This is a genomic window from Pseudomonas sp. DD1, from assembly GCF_044510355.1.
Lineage (GTDB): Bacteria > Pseudomonadota > Gammaproteobacteria > Pseudomonadales > Pseudomonadaceae > Aquipseudomonas > Aquipseudomonas shahriarae.
In genome coordinates, this window is the sequence record NZ_MSAJ01000022.1 from 517,554 (window position 1) to 533,272 (window position 15,719).

The following is a 15,719-nucleotide window of genomic DNA, read 5'->3' on the forward strand; positions in this document are numbered from 1 at the left end:
AAGGAACCTATCCCAAAGATTACTCGTGGTTCTGGGTAATGCGCAGGAGGCCTTTTACCTACTGACGAACAGATTTTTGGAGGGTTTGATCTCGAGACAGGTCACGCAAGAACTCGACTGTCTGAACAATAATCCGGGTAATGGTCATGTGTCGCCACTCCGCTATAGGCCTGGTTCTGGGGACGATTGTTGCGAACGCCATGTCTCAGTCAGCACCGAGACAGTACCGCGATGGTTGAGTGGGACGGCGCCCAAAACATTGAACGTCGATGAATACCACATTACGCATCCGTGACTCTCAGTACAGGCTCAAAGCGACATCTAGGTCCGTTCGTACCCTTCGGCCGGGTCCCATCAACACATAAACGGTATTTTTTGTCTCGAACAAGCAATCTTGGGTGAAGGAAACTCCCAACGAGGTTCTTACCCAATGGCCGCGACGGAAACGTCCGTTGCTATCGTGGAGAACAAATAAAGCGTTGACCAGTGTAGGAGTGACTCCTCCTCTAACAACGACCTTTAACTGACGGGGGGAGACCGCTAAATCAACCACTATCCAGTCAGCGACTAGGCAATAGGGGCGTCCAGGGAAATAAAATCCGACCAGAGCCACGGCGGCTGAGTGAGGAAGCTCACATCCAGGTATTTTTTCACCACCAGAAAGCAGTTCTGCTAGGCCCGCCAGGTTCATTCGTCCCTCCGACCCACTTCAGAAATCGAGTCGAATGATTAATCACACTGGTCAGCATAGCTGCCCGTAAATCGCCGGGCCTAAACCCCGATGAACAGTACGCAAAAATCTGGCTCATCTGCTCAAAAGCTAACGGTTAGCGTTTTCGCTATGGTCTGATTTATGCCATTGCTCATGCTTGAGTCCGACGTGAAAATAGACGCCGGTGCACGCGGTATGCGAGCGATATCGGCGTCTGCGCCATAAATCCCTTATTTGCCGAAGTCGCTGTTATCGGTACATATCCAATGCCCCATCGATATGCAATTGGCGTCGAAATAAATAGTGACATCCATTGCACAGCAATATGACTCAGAAATCATCGGATCCAGAGCAGCTTTGCGATTCCCATAAAAATATCTACTAGAGCTTTGAATTGGACGCAATCATCTCCATGTATGCATTGCCACCCATGGGAATATCATAACCTGGTGGCCCTTCCCATTGCCGCGAGACGCCGGTATTTCTAAGCATAACCTCAACCTTAATGCCGTCCTTAACCATGCCGTCTAAATTCCACTCGAAGTGATTTATGAGAGCCTGGCAGGCCACATGAGGCACTGTTGTCAACAATCTCAAACTGGAGCTGTTTGGAGGTAACTTAAGCCTCGCGATCTCCGACATCGTCCATATAAATCTCCGTAACCTAAAATGCCAAAGAGACTCAAGATGAAGTTCAAGTTGAGCTGACAACAACGGGAAAGACTTACGCGTCGCACGCTCCCTACTTACTTTTCGCGGCAAAAGTGCAAGCATGTTACTGATATTTGCTCGAACCTGTTTTTGGGTGATGCGGTACAAGTTCTCAACGCCCTCTATAAGAATGGTTGCGTATTTTTCGTCCTCATCGTTCACCACCGGCTCGACACTACTCTTCTGCTTTACGTTCCCTGTAATTTCACTCAACAACCAGTCCTTATCGTTTTCGTTGAGCCAACGGGTTACTTGATAAGCACTTACCCAAAGATAGTCCATACCAATGCCTGGTTTAACTTCAAGTAGCATTGAGATTTTTTCTCGATAAGCCTTTTTCTTATGTTCTGGAAAAGTTTTCTCTTTAAGACGGACCGTCGGGTTTGCCGAGCTAGTAAGTAGAGACTCTTCTGCCAAGCATTTTTCAAACTTTTCTGCACTACCAAAAAGATGAAGAGATATTAAAAGATGCCTTGCCAACGGCATATCAATTTGACCTCTTGTTGTCGACAGCCTAATCCATTGACTTCGAATTCCAGCTGCGTATGCCAAATCAACTTTCGAAATAATTTCATCGCTGAACTTATCACGAATACTGCTAAATAATTTAGCTGTGCCAATTAGGTTCCCATGAACAAACCCTCGCTTCTTTGCTTGACGCCGATAACAGGCAGCCAAAACCGTATAATCTATCGATGGCAGATTGCGTTGCAGAATATCATTTACAAAAACTGCAAACTCGCGCTCTTCATTTGAGGCGAGTAAGCGGTTCGCAGGTTTAACAGCGTTCCACCCGCAAGCACAATCATCGGTCAACCCCGGTAACAATCGGTTTTTACGATAGAAAGGGTGAGAGCAATTAGGGCAAGATTGAAGAAGTTCTTCACCGTGTCGCCAGCACGCTGTAACGCCCGGTACATGATGAGCTCGGTGCCAATATGCGTAGCCACACTCTATGAGGTCGGCCTGAACACAGGCCAAGCAAATTTTAGCTCTGCTATTCCTCGTACCTTCTCTCCTAGGCACTCGAGCGACATCAGATAAAACCTTGTCAAATTCCTTAGAGGGTTCTTTTGATAATCCTATAAAAGGTTTGTAGGCTGGGAACGTAGTGTTAATCTCAAGCAACTCAGCCAAGTTGCTTTCTTTAACTCCCGGCAATCGAGAAGCAAGGTTTTCTAATTGCTTTGGTATGATAGATAGTTGGAATGGCGCAACGCCAAAAAGATCACGAAAGGTTTCTGCCTCGGTTTTGTTTCCGGACAAAAAATGGTATCTCGTAATACGAGATAATAGTGTCTCGTCTGGCATAGACATTGGGAAAAACAGAATACTGGACATGAGTAGCCGACTTCTAGCGTGGGTTCTGGCAGGACGCGAGTCCTGTGGATGGTGTTCTTTTATCACATATCACCGTGTACCCGGGTAAGGATTTTTTAAAATGAACGCCATACAGTAGCGAACAGCCACCAACTATTTTATTAGAAAGCGGCAGTTTTTACGCCATAGTCAAAATGCGATACACCACACATATAAATACGTTAACTGCACGCCTCGTCAAAATTCAAACATCGAATCTACGTACAGCTCATATATGGAGGCTTATGTCGACGGCGTTACAGAGCAATATTCATACGCGGATCAGGGTGCATTCACTCATATTTGGAATTTTCTGAGACACGCTGTTCGATACAGCGCTGATTGAGTGATTGGTTTGCCATCAAGTTTTAGCTTCCGCTCGGCCCAGCTCAGGCGCCGCCGATGGAATGCATCAAGGGTTTCGCATTCGGCTGCCAGTGCAACCGCACAGTGCGGCAGCTTGTTGAGCTGCTTTTCAAACCTAGATAACACATGAAGCTCTCTGCCTATTTTTGTCCGTGAGATACGGACAGGTTTACCTGGAAGCGCTCGTAACATTTCAGCGCATTGAACCACTTCGTTGGCAAGGTTGAGGTCGAGGTCTTTGAATCTTTCTGCTTGCTGTCCGCGCAGTCTGTGGGCTTTACCTGGCTGTTGTGTACGCTCGGACAGCCATTGCCGATCGTTTCGATGAAGCCACACATAATCTCGACACTCATGAGCTAGGTGAGCTCTGTAATCCCCCTCAAATCGATTCCTCCTATCACCCAGCTGTTTCGAAAGCCTCGCCTCTTTCCATCGGTCAGGTCCATCCGAAATCCCGCGTATCATTCGGTAGACGCATGTAACCGAGTTCCTTGTTACTGACGCCATGGTCTTCGCGTCAGCCCCCGAGAGCGCCAGCCTCCAGATCGTTTCAGATGCCTCACTCATATACTCATTGGTGCTTGAGCGACTGGTTGGAGATCCGTTGGCAGCTTGTTCACCAGGTGTTTCGGTATTGGCTGTTCGATTCAACGACTCGGTAATAGGCCCGTTCTGCCGAAGTATCCTTTCCATGTCGACCTTCAGCGCGCAGGCCAGCAGGATGAACTTCAGCGGATGATGGGTGCCCCTCGGCTTACGCAAAAGCTTCATAACCCAGGCCGCCGGTATATCCGCAGACGATTTGCTCAGTATCGAGTACTCCCCTGAGGAGGGGAGAACCTCAAAGAACGCAGACATGTACCGCGCCAATCTACCTAAGTGCAGCCGACCTGTGTCGGAAGCCATTTCCAAGGCGGTAGCACCATCCAAAAACACCGAGCGAATCGCATCAGGACATAAAGGAGGAACATCGATCTCAAGCACCTGCATCGAACGCTGCGCTATTTCGTGCAGAGCACTTTGTAGATTTTGAGGGATGTCTAACGGAATGGAGTGAGACTGAACGTCCTCATCGTCCGGCAAGTGCATTCTTCGAGAATTTCGACTCAACCAGCGGTAATCAAGGTACTTCAACGGGGTTCCATGGTGGGGACAGATCCAAACGCCTGGCAGCTGATGCACACGATGCCAGTACGCTGCTCCCACACGGGCTCTATCCTGTTCGATACAGTCGAAGCAAAATCGCACTCTCGAAGCGAACTCGAGTCGACTCGCGATCAACCCCAACCTAAGCATCAACCCCTTGCCGTTTCCCGCCATCAAGACATGAGCGTCGTCCACCTGTTGCTGGGTCAAAAAAGGTTCGTAGTAGGGCAGCTGCGTATGACGCTTTATAACTGCGGCTAGCGATAAGCCTGTGTCATACGGCAGCGCCTCGGCAAGCTCGGCTAGTCGACATGGAAAAGCCACGTTCTGCGAGAAGAAGTTCGCGGACTGCGCTCCATCGAAAACGGCTCCACAGCTACGTACGCCACAGAGCCGGGCGTATCTTGAAAGGACGCTGTGAAGCGTCTCATCGGGAAAAACGGCCGGAATGAAATGGAATTTAAGCGCCATTTCGTCACCTTTTATTCACCCCTTCCGATACAAAGGAGAGAACTCGAATAGATCACTGTTTATCCAACCGGCGCTCTTCAGCGCCTCAATGGAGTCTTCACTTTCACTGAGCGCCTGTACCTCTGATGTCTCAACTGCCACCGCCACAGGCGACTGCGATTTGACTTGGTTAACGGCCGCCACATTAGGTTTGGTAGCACTATTGTCGCTGCGACTGATGACACTGCGCAGCAACGCCAGTCGCTCCGGCCGAGCCAAACCATCGAACGCCATCATGTCGCTTAGTTGGTCTTCAATCGGAAGCAAATCATCGAACTGCCGCATCCGTTTCGGATCCCGGCTTCGAAGGGCGGACAAAGCTGGCTTCAATATCTGCATCTTGGTGTTGCTCACCGACGCGATTGTCTCGGCGGTAACCCATTCCGAACCACTCTGGATCGCATACCTCTGACTGAGCACCAAAAGCTTCACCAAAAAGTCGGTGACGCCTTGTGTATGCTCATACAGCGCATCAAACACATCCTCGGTCAGTTCGGCCGGCTGCTGGTACCACTGGTAGCTCCAGAGGTTTTCAACGAGCATGCGCCACTCGTCATCGTCCTTCTCAAAGCGTTTAAATTCGAGTACCCCGACGCCGCAGCAACGCCTTGCGTTGCGCATGACGTCCGAAAATAGGCTGATCATTGAATTTGTACCGATGAACACCACGGGAATGCCGATGTTATTCACTAGATGGAGGAAGAAATTCAGCATGTTGTCCTTACCCCCAGTTTTTGCCAGGTGCAGGTTCTGAAGTTCGTCGATCAGCAGAGCTCCGATGAAAAATGTACTCGCAACCTGTTCCATTTGTTGCAACGAGTCATTGATGTTCCGAGCCCGATACCGCTTGTAGTAATCCTCATCACCTAACGCTCGCCCGACGGCATAGAAAAATTGCTGACAGAAGCCTGCCAACGACCCATCTCGGGGGCAGTCAAGCTTAAGCCAGGTGATCTGGGTATGAACGAACTGCTTTCCTTCATAACGCGCGTGTCGAATCGTTTGAGGGTAGAGACTCAAAATGGCTTCGAGTGCGGTGGACTTTCCAATGCCACTAAGGCCGACCAGACTGAACGTTTCGGCAGTGGACTTGAATCCATCGTGGTAGCGCTGTGCGCCCGAAAGCGAGTGTAGATGTCTGACGGTGTCTGGAGAGGTCGGGTTACGTCCGACGTACCCACGTCGGACCAGCAATGAAAATACAGACTCCAGATCAATGTGGACTAACAGAGGCTGAACCACCGTCCTCAACCGGTCGATACAGTGGATCCGAGTCGATGGGGCAAGGGTGAGCTCCTCGGGATCAACACGACGGGGAAAATTAGAGATCAGCTGGCCTGCCACCTCTTCTGAGAGGATCGGTGGCAGTGCTTCGATGAGCGGATTACCCGCGTAATCCGAGATCGCCTGCTTGGTGTAGCTTGCGAAAACTTGAGCGCCTTTCATGAGTTTTGTCCTGGGCGGAGGCGTTTGAGCATATCGATGACCTGAGCGCTCCGAGGGCCGGCAAAGTTTTCCGAGCGCTCTGGCGCGGTCTCTGCCTTCTGCCTAGGTGGGTCAATCCTCACACCCTCTGGCACATGGGCGGTCTCCCGCTCCTTGAAGCGTTCAACTGCGCGGTTCTCACGAATATTTCCAATCATCTCAGCTTTGGTCGCAGGCGCTGGCTCATCATTTCGCTCAGCGATCGCACCGCTGACGACTTGATTAACTTCCTCTAGAAGCGAAATCCGACTCTCCAACTCAGCGCGTTTATGAGTCGGTGGAGTCTGGCGGTAAGCTTCGAGCAGGTCGAAAATCTCATCGGATCGATAACCAGCATACTTGCTATCAGACTTACGCAAATCGCAACGGATGAACTGTTTGTTGTCTCCCCGAATCCAAATATGCGCTGAGGAATTTGGGTCATACCAACACTCTATCGACCAAACCCCGCGGCTACGGGCTTTCGCAAACCAGTTGTTCTCGATCGCCACATCACAGACATAATGCATCCCTCGGAATAGCACACCACCCTTTTGGACCGTTGCTTGCTCACGCGGAAGCAAATGGAGATAGACCAGTTCATCGGGATGATTGTTTGGTTCGACATGACCATTTTCCAATGCCCAAGTCCAAATACCTACCGGCGTCGGATCGACACCGTCGTTCATCATCTCTTGAGTGAGCCTGTCGGGCTGCCGGTTGAAGCGGTTATAGTGAAGGACGCACTGGATGATGATCTTAGTGAACTCTTTCATGCTCAGCGTCGCGTCAAGTCGGTAATCTCGCTCCCCACGCTCCTTCTCCCTAGCCGCTACGCCACCAGGAAGCCACCTGATGCCAGTCAGGTTGTTCAGGATACCGAACCGGCTCTCAACCATCGACTTCCAGTCAGGGCGGTAGGGCGGAGCAATTCCCAGCTCGATATTCAGGCCAGTGGCAAGACCTTCAGCTGCTTTCCCCAACATCTCGCCTCGATCAGCGTAGATGTGATGTGGGAGGTGATGACAGTCCCATTCCTCTGAATCGATTGTGACCCCATTGGTAGCGCAAAACTCAACCTTCGAAGTGAAAGCGTTGAACAGCGCTTGCCTTGCTCCGTTCCAACTCGGGCCCTCTAATCCGATGTAAAGACCGACGATCATGCCGGAAAAGCTATCAATGACGACGTATACAACCGGCCGTCCAATGAGCATTCGCCTGGAGTAGCCGTTCACGAGATAAATGTCAGCAATGGTGGCATCGATCTCAAACTGATGGCAGGGGCCACGAAGCCAGTCACGCACGGTTCCAGAAAGGGGGCGACAATCTTTTAGCCACTTACGCATTCCCTTACGGCCACGTTCAGTTTCAACCTCGTCGAAATACTGCTTTCCCCAATAATCGAACTGTCTAAAGGAAGGAATTTCCGAGTCGGGTAGCAGACGACCACCTGATTCAGGATTTTTCGACAGGTCTTTCGCGGTATAGAACCTTCTGAGCATCTCAACATAGGCGTTGGTTATCGTTGAAGTCTTATCCCCGACAAATAACGAGTAACCAATACGGATACAGCGCTTATCCACGGCATCGATAACCTTGGTCGGTGAAACGGCAATACCTTGATACCTTGGTTTCCTACCCGGGGGCTTTGCGGGATCATACTTGCGCTCAGGAACTCCGACGCCCACATAGTTTTTCAAGAACGCATTTCGAACTTGGCCATTGATCCAGTAACGGTACAGAAGTCGATAGATGCTCTTGCGCTGTATACCGAGCTCAATAGCTCTAGCGCCGACCATTTGACCCATCTCACCAGGAGCAAATATCTGACCTGGATAACCTGAGTCGATCAGGGGTGCGATGATGTTCCACTTTTCATCCCTTTCCCGCTTCTTTTTCTCATCCAAGTCATCCTCTAACACTAAGAGAAACTCAGGCGTAACGACCTTGGCTAGCTTCGTATCACCTGCGATGACGGATCCGCGAAGCTCCTCCAAGCCCAAACCAATCGGTTGGCGGGGCGGGTCCGATAATTGGATCAAAACGACCGCATCGTATCGCTCATTGAGGTACAAGACCCTAACAACGCCCGGCACGACGGAAAACTCAGTAAGCGGTTCGAAACAATCATTGACTTGGACTTTCATGATAGGCCCTCCGCCGCCAGTGTAATTTTTATTGGGTTTTCGATGATTTCAAAAGTTGGTAGTGGTGCGGTCATTTGAATGGGAGTACCAACCAAATCTACCTTGACCGACTTGGCCCATATCAGGTGATGATATAAAGCTCGAGAATCTTGATAGGAGATAAATAAACGTGCGGCAATCTTTCGCAGACTTTCAGCAGTACTCCACGGGTAGGGACGACAGCTCGCTAAGTGCCCCAGAAAATCTGTGTGTAACGATGGCTCTGCCAAGGCGCGCGGCAGCTGAGCGAACTTCCTGAGTAAGCCTAAATTCTTGATCAAATCGGGGCTGAACATTTCTTCAGTGACAATAGCCCAGTCAACGTGTTGGCCAGCCCAGAAACGCTTTTCGATCTCAAATTTTTCCAACGTCCTCCTGGCTTGTTTGCCTTCGAGGTCGCCGCGGTATTTGATTGTTCTGGCTACAGACTTAAAGCTGCCGTCGGGCTTTTTTATTGTTAATAAAAAATCCGTGGTCATAACGTAAGGAAGCATTGTCTTCGGATACTTGGGGTATCGCACTCCAATAGAGCTCGCGATTGCTTGAGCACTTTCTCGCGGTAGCAATGGATACTGCTCGCGTATATCCACAACATTTTCCGAAAATTCACATACCAAAAAATAGGCGCGTTCTAGGTCAGAAAAAAGGTGGTGGAGACGATCGATCTTCACACCTTGGATCTTGTGGGAGCGTCCTCTGGAGGGCACATCTTGGACGCGCAGCCACGGCAGATAACTGGCACCAGCTCCGCTACCGAATCCATTCGAAATATGCCGCTGAATATCTGTCTCAGACGAAAACCTACGACCGCGCAATGCTACCTCCTTCGTCCGTCGGGACCGCCTCTCCTCGCCCTGAAAAATAGTTATAGGAAAAAATCGTCCACCATCTGCCGATGGTATAGCGCTTTTCAGCCTACTCCCGGAGCGAAACGAAGCGGAAAATCTAGACCGATGGCTCAGCCCAGAAATGGAAACCCCCGTAGGTACGGGGGTTTCGGCCTTGTGTCAATCTATGTTGCGTCGTGTCAATCTTTATTGTTTTGTGTCAATCTTTATTGTTAGAAGCCACCCTTTCTCGTTACCGCTAAACATTACTCAACCGTCACCGACTTGGCCAAGTTACGCGGCTGGTCAACGTCCGTGCCCTTGAGCACCGCCACATAGTACGACAGCAACTGCAGCGGGATGGTGTAGAGGATCGGCGACAGGGTGTCGTGGATGTGCGGCATGTTGATCACGTGGGTGCCTTCGCCGTTGGTCATGCCGGTCTTTTCGTCGGCGAACACGATCAGTTGACCACCACGAGCGCGTACTTCCTGCAGGTTGGACTTGAGCTTTTCCAGCAGTTCATTGTTCGGCGCCACGGTGACCACAGGCATGTCGTCGTCCACCAGGGCCAATGGGCCGTGCTTCAGCTCGCCGGCAGGGTAGGCTTCGGCGTGGATATAGGAGATTTCCTTGAGTTTCAGGGAGCCTTCCATTGCCACTGGGTATTGCGCGCCACGGCCGAGGAACAGGGTGTGGTTCTTGTCGGCAAACAGTTCGGCGACTTTCTCTACGGTGCTGTCCATGGCCAGTGCTTCGCCCAGGCGGGTGGGCAGGCGGCGCAGTTCTTCTACCAGGGTGGCTTCTACACCTGCGGCCAATGTGCCGCGCACCTGGCCAAGGGACAGGGTCAGCAGCAGCAGGCCCACCAATTGTGTGGTGAAGGCCTTGGTGGAGGCTACACCGATTTCGCGGCCGGCCTGGGTCAGCAGGGTCAGGTCGGACTCGCGCACCAGGGAGCTGATGCTGACGTTGCAGATCGCCAGGCTCGCCAGGTATCCCAGCTCCTTGGCATTGCGCAGGGCTGCCAGGGTGTCGGCGGTCTCGCCGGATTGGGAAATGGTGACGAACAGGGTGTCGGGCTGCACCACCACCTTGCGGTAGCGGAACTCACTGGCTACTTCGACCTGGCACGGGATGCCGGCCAGTTCTTCCAGCCAGTAACGGGCGACCATGCCGGCGTGGTAGCTGGTGCCACAGGCGACGATCTGCACATTGCGCACTTTGGCGAACAGCTCGGCGGCTTGCGGGCCGAAGGCGTTAACCAGGACTTGCTTGTCGCCAAGGCGGCCTTCCAGGGTGCGTTGCACCACGGCCGGTTGCTCGTGGATTTCCTTGAGCATGAAGTGGCGGAACTCGCCCTTGTCGGCAGCTTCGGCGCCGTCGCGGTACTGCACGGCTTCGCGCTCGACGGAGTTGCCATCGACGTCCCAGATCGCCACGCTTTCACGGCGGATGTCGGCGATATCACCTTCTTCCAGGTACATGAAGCGGTCGGTGACCTGACGCAAGGCCAGTTGATCGGAGGCGAGGAAGTTCTCCCCCAGGCCCAGGCCAATCACCAATGGGCTGCCACTGCGAGCGGCAACCACACGGTCCGGTTGGCTGGCGCTGATCACAGCCAGGCCGTAGGCGCCATGCAGTTCCTTGACCGTGGCCTTGAGGGCGGTGGTCAGGTCACTGTGGTCCTTGAGTTTGTGGTTGAGCAGGTGGGCGATGACTTCGGTGTCGGTGTCCGAGGTAAAGACGTAGCCCTGGCCCTTGAGTTGTTCACGCAGCACTTCGTGGTTTTCGATGATGCCGTTGTGCACCACCGCAATATCACCGGAGAAATGTGGGTGTGCATTGCGCTCGCACGGTGCACCGTGGGTCGCCCAGCGGGTGTGGGCGATGCCCAGACGGCCCGCCAGGGGCTCACCGGCCAGGGCCTGTTCCAGTTCGCTGACTTTGCCCGGGCGACGCATGCGCTCCAGCTTGCCCGCGTTGCTGAAGACCGCCACGCCGGCACTGTCGTAGCCACGGTATTCCAGGCGCTTGAGGCCTTCGAGCAAAATGGCGGTAACGTTTCGTTCAGCGACTGCGCCTACAATTCCACACATGGTTTCTCTCCTAGATGACTGCCGCGCAAATCAGCGTAATGCCGCGGGCTTGAATCTGGTCGCGGGCCTCAAGCGGCAGGCGATCATCGGTAATAAGGGTATGGACGCTGCTCCAGGGCAGTTCCAGGTTGGGGATCTTGCGGCCGATCTTGTCGGATTCGACCATCACCACCACTTCACGGGCGACTTCGGCCATCACTCGGCTCAGGCCCAGCAATTCATTGAAGGTGGTGGTACCGCGCTGCAGGTCGATGCCGTCAGCGCCTATAAACAGTTGGTCGAAGTCATAGGAACGCAGCACTTGTTCGGCGACCTGCCCCTGGAACGAGTCCGAGTGCGGGTCCCAGGTGCCGCCGGTCATCAACAGCACCGGCTCATGCTCCAACTCACTCAGGGCACTGGCAACATGCAGGGAGTTGGTCATCACCACCAGGCCGGGCTGATGGCCCAGCTCCGGGATCATCGCGGCGGTGGTGCTGCCGCTGTCGATAATGATCCGTGCGTGTTCACGCAAGCGCTTGACCGCCGCACGGGCGATGGCGCGCTTATGCACAGAAATCGGTTGGGCAGGATCGCCGACCAGTTCCTGGGGCATGGTGATGGCGCCACCGTAGCGACGCAGCAGCAAGCCGTTGCTTTCCAGCGCGGCCAAGTCCTTGCGGATGGTCACTTCGGAAGTTTCGAAACGTTTGGCCAATTCATCCACGCTCACTTCGCCCTGCTCGTTGAGCAAGGTGAGGATGTTGTGGCGTCGTTGTGGTGTATTTCGCTTCGACATGGTGATGATAAGTTTCGTTTCGAAAGATAACGAAGGCAATCAAAACCTATTGACGGGAAATCGTCAAGCGGCGGGTGCACTTTTTTGAAAACAACATAGATCCAATGTGGGAGCGGGCTTGCTCGCGAAGGCGGTGCATCAGATACACGTTCAGTGACTGACACTCCGTCTTCGCGAGCAAGCCCGCTCCCACAATGGAATGGCGTTGCTAATGAGGTTGTGGATAACTCAGGTCTTTTTGATTTTGACCGGGCGTTTCCAGCCGTCGATGTTGCGTTGGCGGGCGCGGGCTACTGCCAATTGCGACTTATCCACATCCTGGTTGATGGTTGAGCCTGCCGCGGTGTTTGAACCATCGCCAATGGTGACGGGCGCAATCAGTGAATTGTTGGAGCCGATAAAGACGTCCTCACCAATCGTCGTCTGATACTTGTTGGCACCATCGTAATTGCAGGTAATGGCGCCGGCGCCAATGTTGCTGCGGGCCCCAATCACTGCATCGCCGAGGTAGGCCAGGTGCCCTGCCTTCGCATCGTCGCCCATCCGTGCGTTTTTCAGCTCAACAAAGTTACCCACATGGGCCCTGGCGCCCAGCACGCTGCCCGGGCGCAACCGCGCAAATGGCCCCGCATCGCTGGCCTCACCCATCACCGCACCGTCGATATGGCTGTTGGCCTTGACCACCACGCCTTTGCGCAGGGTGCTGTCCTTGATCACGCAGTTCGGGCCAATCACCACGTCGTCTTCGATGATCACGCGGCCCTCGAGGATCACGTTGATATCAATCAGCACGTCACGGCCCACGGTGACTTCGCCCCGTACGTCGAAACGCGCCGGGTCACGCAGCGTCACGCCCTGCGCCATCAGGCGGCGGCCTTCGCGCAGTTGGTAGTGCCGCTCCAGTTCTGCCAGTTGCTTGCGGTCGTTGGCGCCCTGGACTTCCATCGGGTCGTGGGGCTGCTCGGTGGCAACCACCAAGCCATCGCTGACGGCCATTTCAATCACGTCTGTCAGGTAGTACTCGCCCTGAACATTGTTGTTCGACAGGCGGCCCATCCAGTCCGCCAGACGATCGGCCGGTACCGCAAGGATGCCGGTGTTGCCTTCAGTAATCGCCCGTTGTGCTTCGCTGGCATCTTTATGTTCGACGATGGCTGCGACCTTGCCGTCGGCATTGCGCACGATACGGCCATAGCCGGTCGGGTCGTCCAGCTCGACGGTGAGCAGACCCATCTGGCCCGGTACCACGCGCTTGAGCAGGCGCTGCAGGGTTTCCACTTCGATCAGCGGCACATCCCCGTAGAGGATCAGCACGGTGTCGGCCTTGATGAACGGCACGGCTTGCGCGGTGGCATGACCAGTGCCCAGTTGCTTGTCCTGCAATACGAAATTCAAGTCGTCAGCTGCCAGGCGCTCACGCACCGCATCGGCCCCGTGGCCAATCACGACGTGGATACGCTGTGGCTCCAGTTGCCGGGCGCTGTGGATAACATGGCCAAGCATGGAGTTACCCGCAACCGGGTGCAGCACTTTGGGCAGGGCAGAACGCATGCGGGTGCCCTGGCCTGCGGCGAGAATGACGATTTCAAGAGACATGAATGGCTACCAATCCTGGGCGGTCCGGCTTCAGACCAAAGAAGTGTTTTGCAAAAAAAGAAAAAGGGTAGCCGAGGCTACCCTTTTTAATCAATCGCGCATGAAGCATGACGGCTTGGCCGCTTACTTCTTGCGGATCTGCTGGAGCGTGCGCAGCTGGGCTGCAGCCTCGGCCAGACGTACAGCAGCAGCGCTGTAGTCGAAGTCCGCACCTTTTTCGTGCAGAGCCTTCTCGGCAGCCTTGACGGCTTCCTGAGCGGAGGCTTCATCCAGGTCGCCAGCACGTTGCACGGTGTCGGCAAGAACCTTGACCATGTTCGGCTGAACTTCGAGGAAACCACCAGAGATGTAGAACACCTCCTTTTCCCCGCCCTGCTTGGTCAGAGTAATCGGACCGGGCTTCAAGCTGGTGATCAGCGGTGCGTGGCCCAAGGCAATACCCAGGTCACCCAACTCGCCGTGTGCAATTACCATCTCTACCAGACCGGAGAAGATTTCCCCTTCCGCGCTGACGATATCGCAATGGACTGTCATAGCCATCTGATTGCCTCAACCTGATGAGCGCCCGTTTCCGGGCGCCTGGATTACAGTTTCTTGGCTTTCTCGATCGCTTCTTCGATGCCGCCGACCATGTAGAACGCTTGTTCTGGCAGGTGGTCGTAGTCACCGTTGAGGATGCCTTTGAAGCCAGCAATGGTGTCTTTCAGGGAAACGTATTTACCCGAGGCACCGGTGAAGACTTCAGCCACGAAGAACGGCTGCGACAAGAAGCGCTGGATCTTACGAGCACGGGATACCAACTGCTTGTCGGTTTCCGACAGCTCGTCCATACCCAGGATCGCAATGATGTCCTTCAGCTCTTTGTAACGCTGCAGCACGTACTGAACGCCGCGAGCGGTGTCGTAGTGCTCCTGGCCGATCACGTTCGGGTCCAGCTGGCGCGAAGTCGAGTCGAGTGGATCGACCGCTGGGTAGATACCCAGGGAAGCGATGTCACGGGACAGTACGACGGTGGCGTCCAAGTGGGCGAAGGTGGTCGCTGGCGACGGGTCAGTCAAGTCATCCGCAGGTACGTATACCGCTTGGATCGACGTGATCGAACCTTCCTTGGTCGAAGTGATACGTTCTTGCAGAACGCCCATCTCTTCAGCCAGGGTCGGCTGGTAACCTACTGCCGAAGGCATACGGCCCAGCAGTGCGGATACTTCAGTACCGGCCAGGGTGTAACGGTAGATGTTGTCGACGAACAGCAGAACGTCGTTACCTTCGTCACGGAACTTCTCGGCCATGGTCAGGCCAGTCAGTGCTACGCGCAGACGGTTACCCGGCGGCTCGTTCATCTGACCGTAGACCAGTGCCACTTTGTCCAGAACGTTGGAGTCCTTCATCTCGTGGTAGAAGTCGTTACCCTCACGAGTACGCTCACCCACACCGGCGAACACGGAATAACCGCTGTGCTCGATGGCGATGTTACGGATCAGTTCCATCATGTTTACGGTCTTGCCTACACCGGCACCACCGAACAGACCGACTTTACCGCCTTTGGCGAACGGGCAAACCAGGTCGATAACCTTGATGCCGGTTTCCAGCAGGTCGTTGCCGCCAGCTTGCTCGGCGAACGAAGGTGCTGGGCGGTGAATGCCCCAACGCTCTTCGGTATCGATCGGGCCAGCTTCGTCAATCGGGTTGCCCAGTACGTCCATGATCCGGCCCAGGGTCGCTTTACCGACCGGTACGGAAATGGCAGCGCCAGTGTCGACAACGTCCAGACCGCGCTTCAAGCCTTCGGTGGAACCCATCGCAATGGTACGAACTACGCCGTCGCCCAGCTGCTGCTGAACTTCCAGAGTAGTTTCCGCGCCTTGTACTTTCAGCGCGTTGTAGATGCTCGGTACGCTGTCGCGTGGGAATTCCACGTCGATAACGGCGCCGATGATTTGAACGATACGTCCGCTACTCATAGCT

11 protein-coding genes are annotated in these 15,719 nt (G+C 53.9%); all 11 read right to left on the minus strand.

Annotated elements, in window-relative coordinates; genetic code table 11:
- Positions 1-298: 298 nt before the first annotated feature.
- Entirely contained in the window at positions 299-691 is a 393-nt protein-coding gene (locus PSFL_RS15720) for a DUF6957 family protein (protein WP_397470248.1), read from the minus strand.
- A gap of 402 nt (positions 692-1,093) precedes the next feature.
- On the minus strand, positions 1,094-2,764 hold the full coding sequence (locus PSFL_RS15725; RefSeq protein WP_397470249.1) for a TniQ family protein: 1,671 nt from the start codon (positions 2,762-2,764) through the stop codon (positions 1,094-1,096).
- Positions 2,765-3,079: 315 nt separating this feature from the next.
- Positions 3,080-4,765, minus strand: coding sequence for a TnsD family Tn7-like transposition protein (locus PSFL_RS15730; RefSeq protein ID WP_397470250.1), 1,686 nt, complete (start codon positions 4,763-4,765; stop codon positions 3,080-3,082).
- Positions 4,766-4,780: 15 nt separating this feature from the next.
- Positions 4,781-6,250: an ATP-binding protein gene (locus PSFL_RS15735; RefSeq protein WP_397470251.1), complete on the minus strand. Its 1,470-nt coding sequence runs from the start codon at positions 6,248-6,250 to the stop codon at positions 4,781-4,783.
- Positions 6,247-8,415, minus strand: coding sequence for a Mu transposase C-terminal domain-containing protein (locus PSFL_RS15740; protein WP_397470252.1), 2,169 nt, complete (start codon positions 8,413-8,415; stop codon positions 6,247-6,249). The genes PSFL_RS15735 and PSFL_RS15740 overlap by 4 nt, the downstream gene beginning before the upstream one ends.
- Positions 8,412-9,269 carry a TnsA endonuclease N-terminal domain-containing protein gene (locus PSFL_RS15745; protein ID WP_397470253.1) on the minus strand — a complete coding sequence of 286 codons (858 nt, stop codon included), beginning with the start codon at positions 9,267-9,269 and terminating at the stop codon, positions 8,412-8,414. Before PSFL_RS15745 ends, PSFL_RS15740 begins: the two co-directional genes overlap by 4 nt.
- A gap of 278 nt (positions 9,270-9,547) precedes the next feature.
- Positions 9,548-11,380, minus strand: coding sequence for a glutamine--fructose-6-phosphate transaminase (isomerizing) (gene glmS / locus PSFL_RS15750; protein ID WP_397470254.1), 1,833 nt, complete (start codon positions 11,378-11,380; stop codon positions 9,548-9,550).
- Between the two features lie 10 nt (positions 11,381-11,390).
- Entirely contained in the window at positions 11,391-12,158 is a 768-nt protein-coding gene (locus PSFL_RS15755; protein ID WP_029290123.1) for a DeoR/GlpR family DNA-binding transcription regulator, read from the minus strand.
- Positions 12,159-12,386: 228 nt separating this feature from the next.
- Positions 12,387-13,754, minus strand: coding sequence for a bifunctional UDP-N-acetylglucosamine diphosphorylase/glucosamine-1-phosphate N-acetyltransferase GlmU (gene glmU / locus PSFL_RS15760; protein WP_057439301.1), 1,368 nt, complete (start codon positions 13,752-13,754; stop codon positions 12,387-12,389).
- Between the two features lie 123 nt (positions 13,755-13,877).
- The gene (locus tag PSFL_RS15765) at positions 13,878-14,294 is read right to left on the minus strand and encodes a F0F1 ATP synthase subunit epsilon (RefSeq protein ID WP_057439300.1); all 417 of its coding nucleotides are present in this window, start codon (positions 14,292-14,294) and stop codon (positions 13,878-13,880) included.
- 44 nt (positions 14,295-14,338) lie between these two features.
- Positions 14,339-15,715, minus strand: a complete 1,377-nt coding sequence (atpD, locus tag PSFL_RS15770) for a F0F1 ATP synthase subunit beta (RefSeq protein WP_015886645.1) — start codon at positions 15,713-15,715, stop codon at positions 14,339-14,341.
- Between the last annotated feature and the right edge of the window lie 4 nt (positions 15,716-15,719).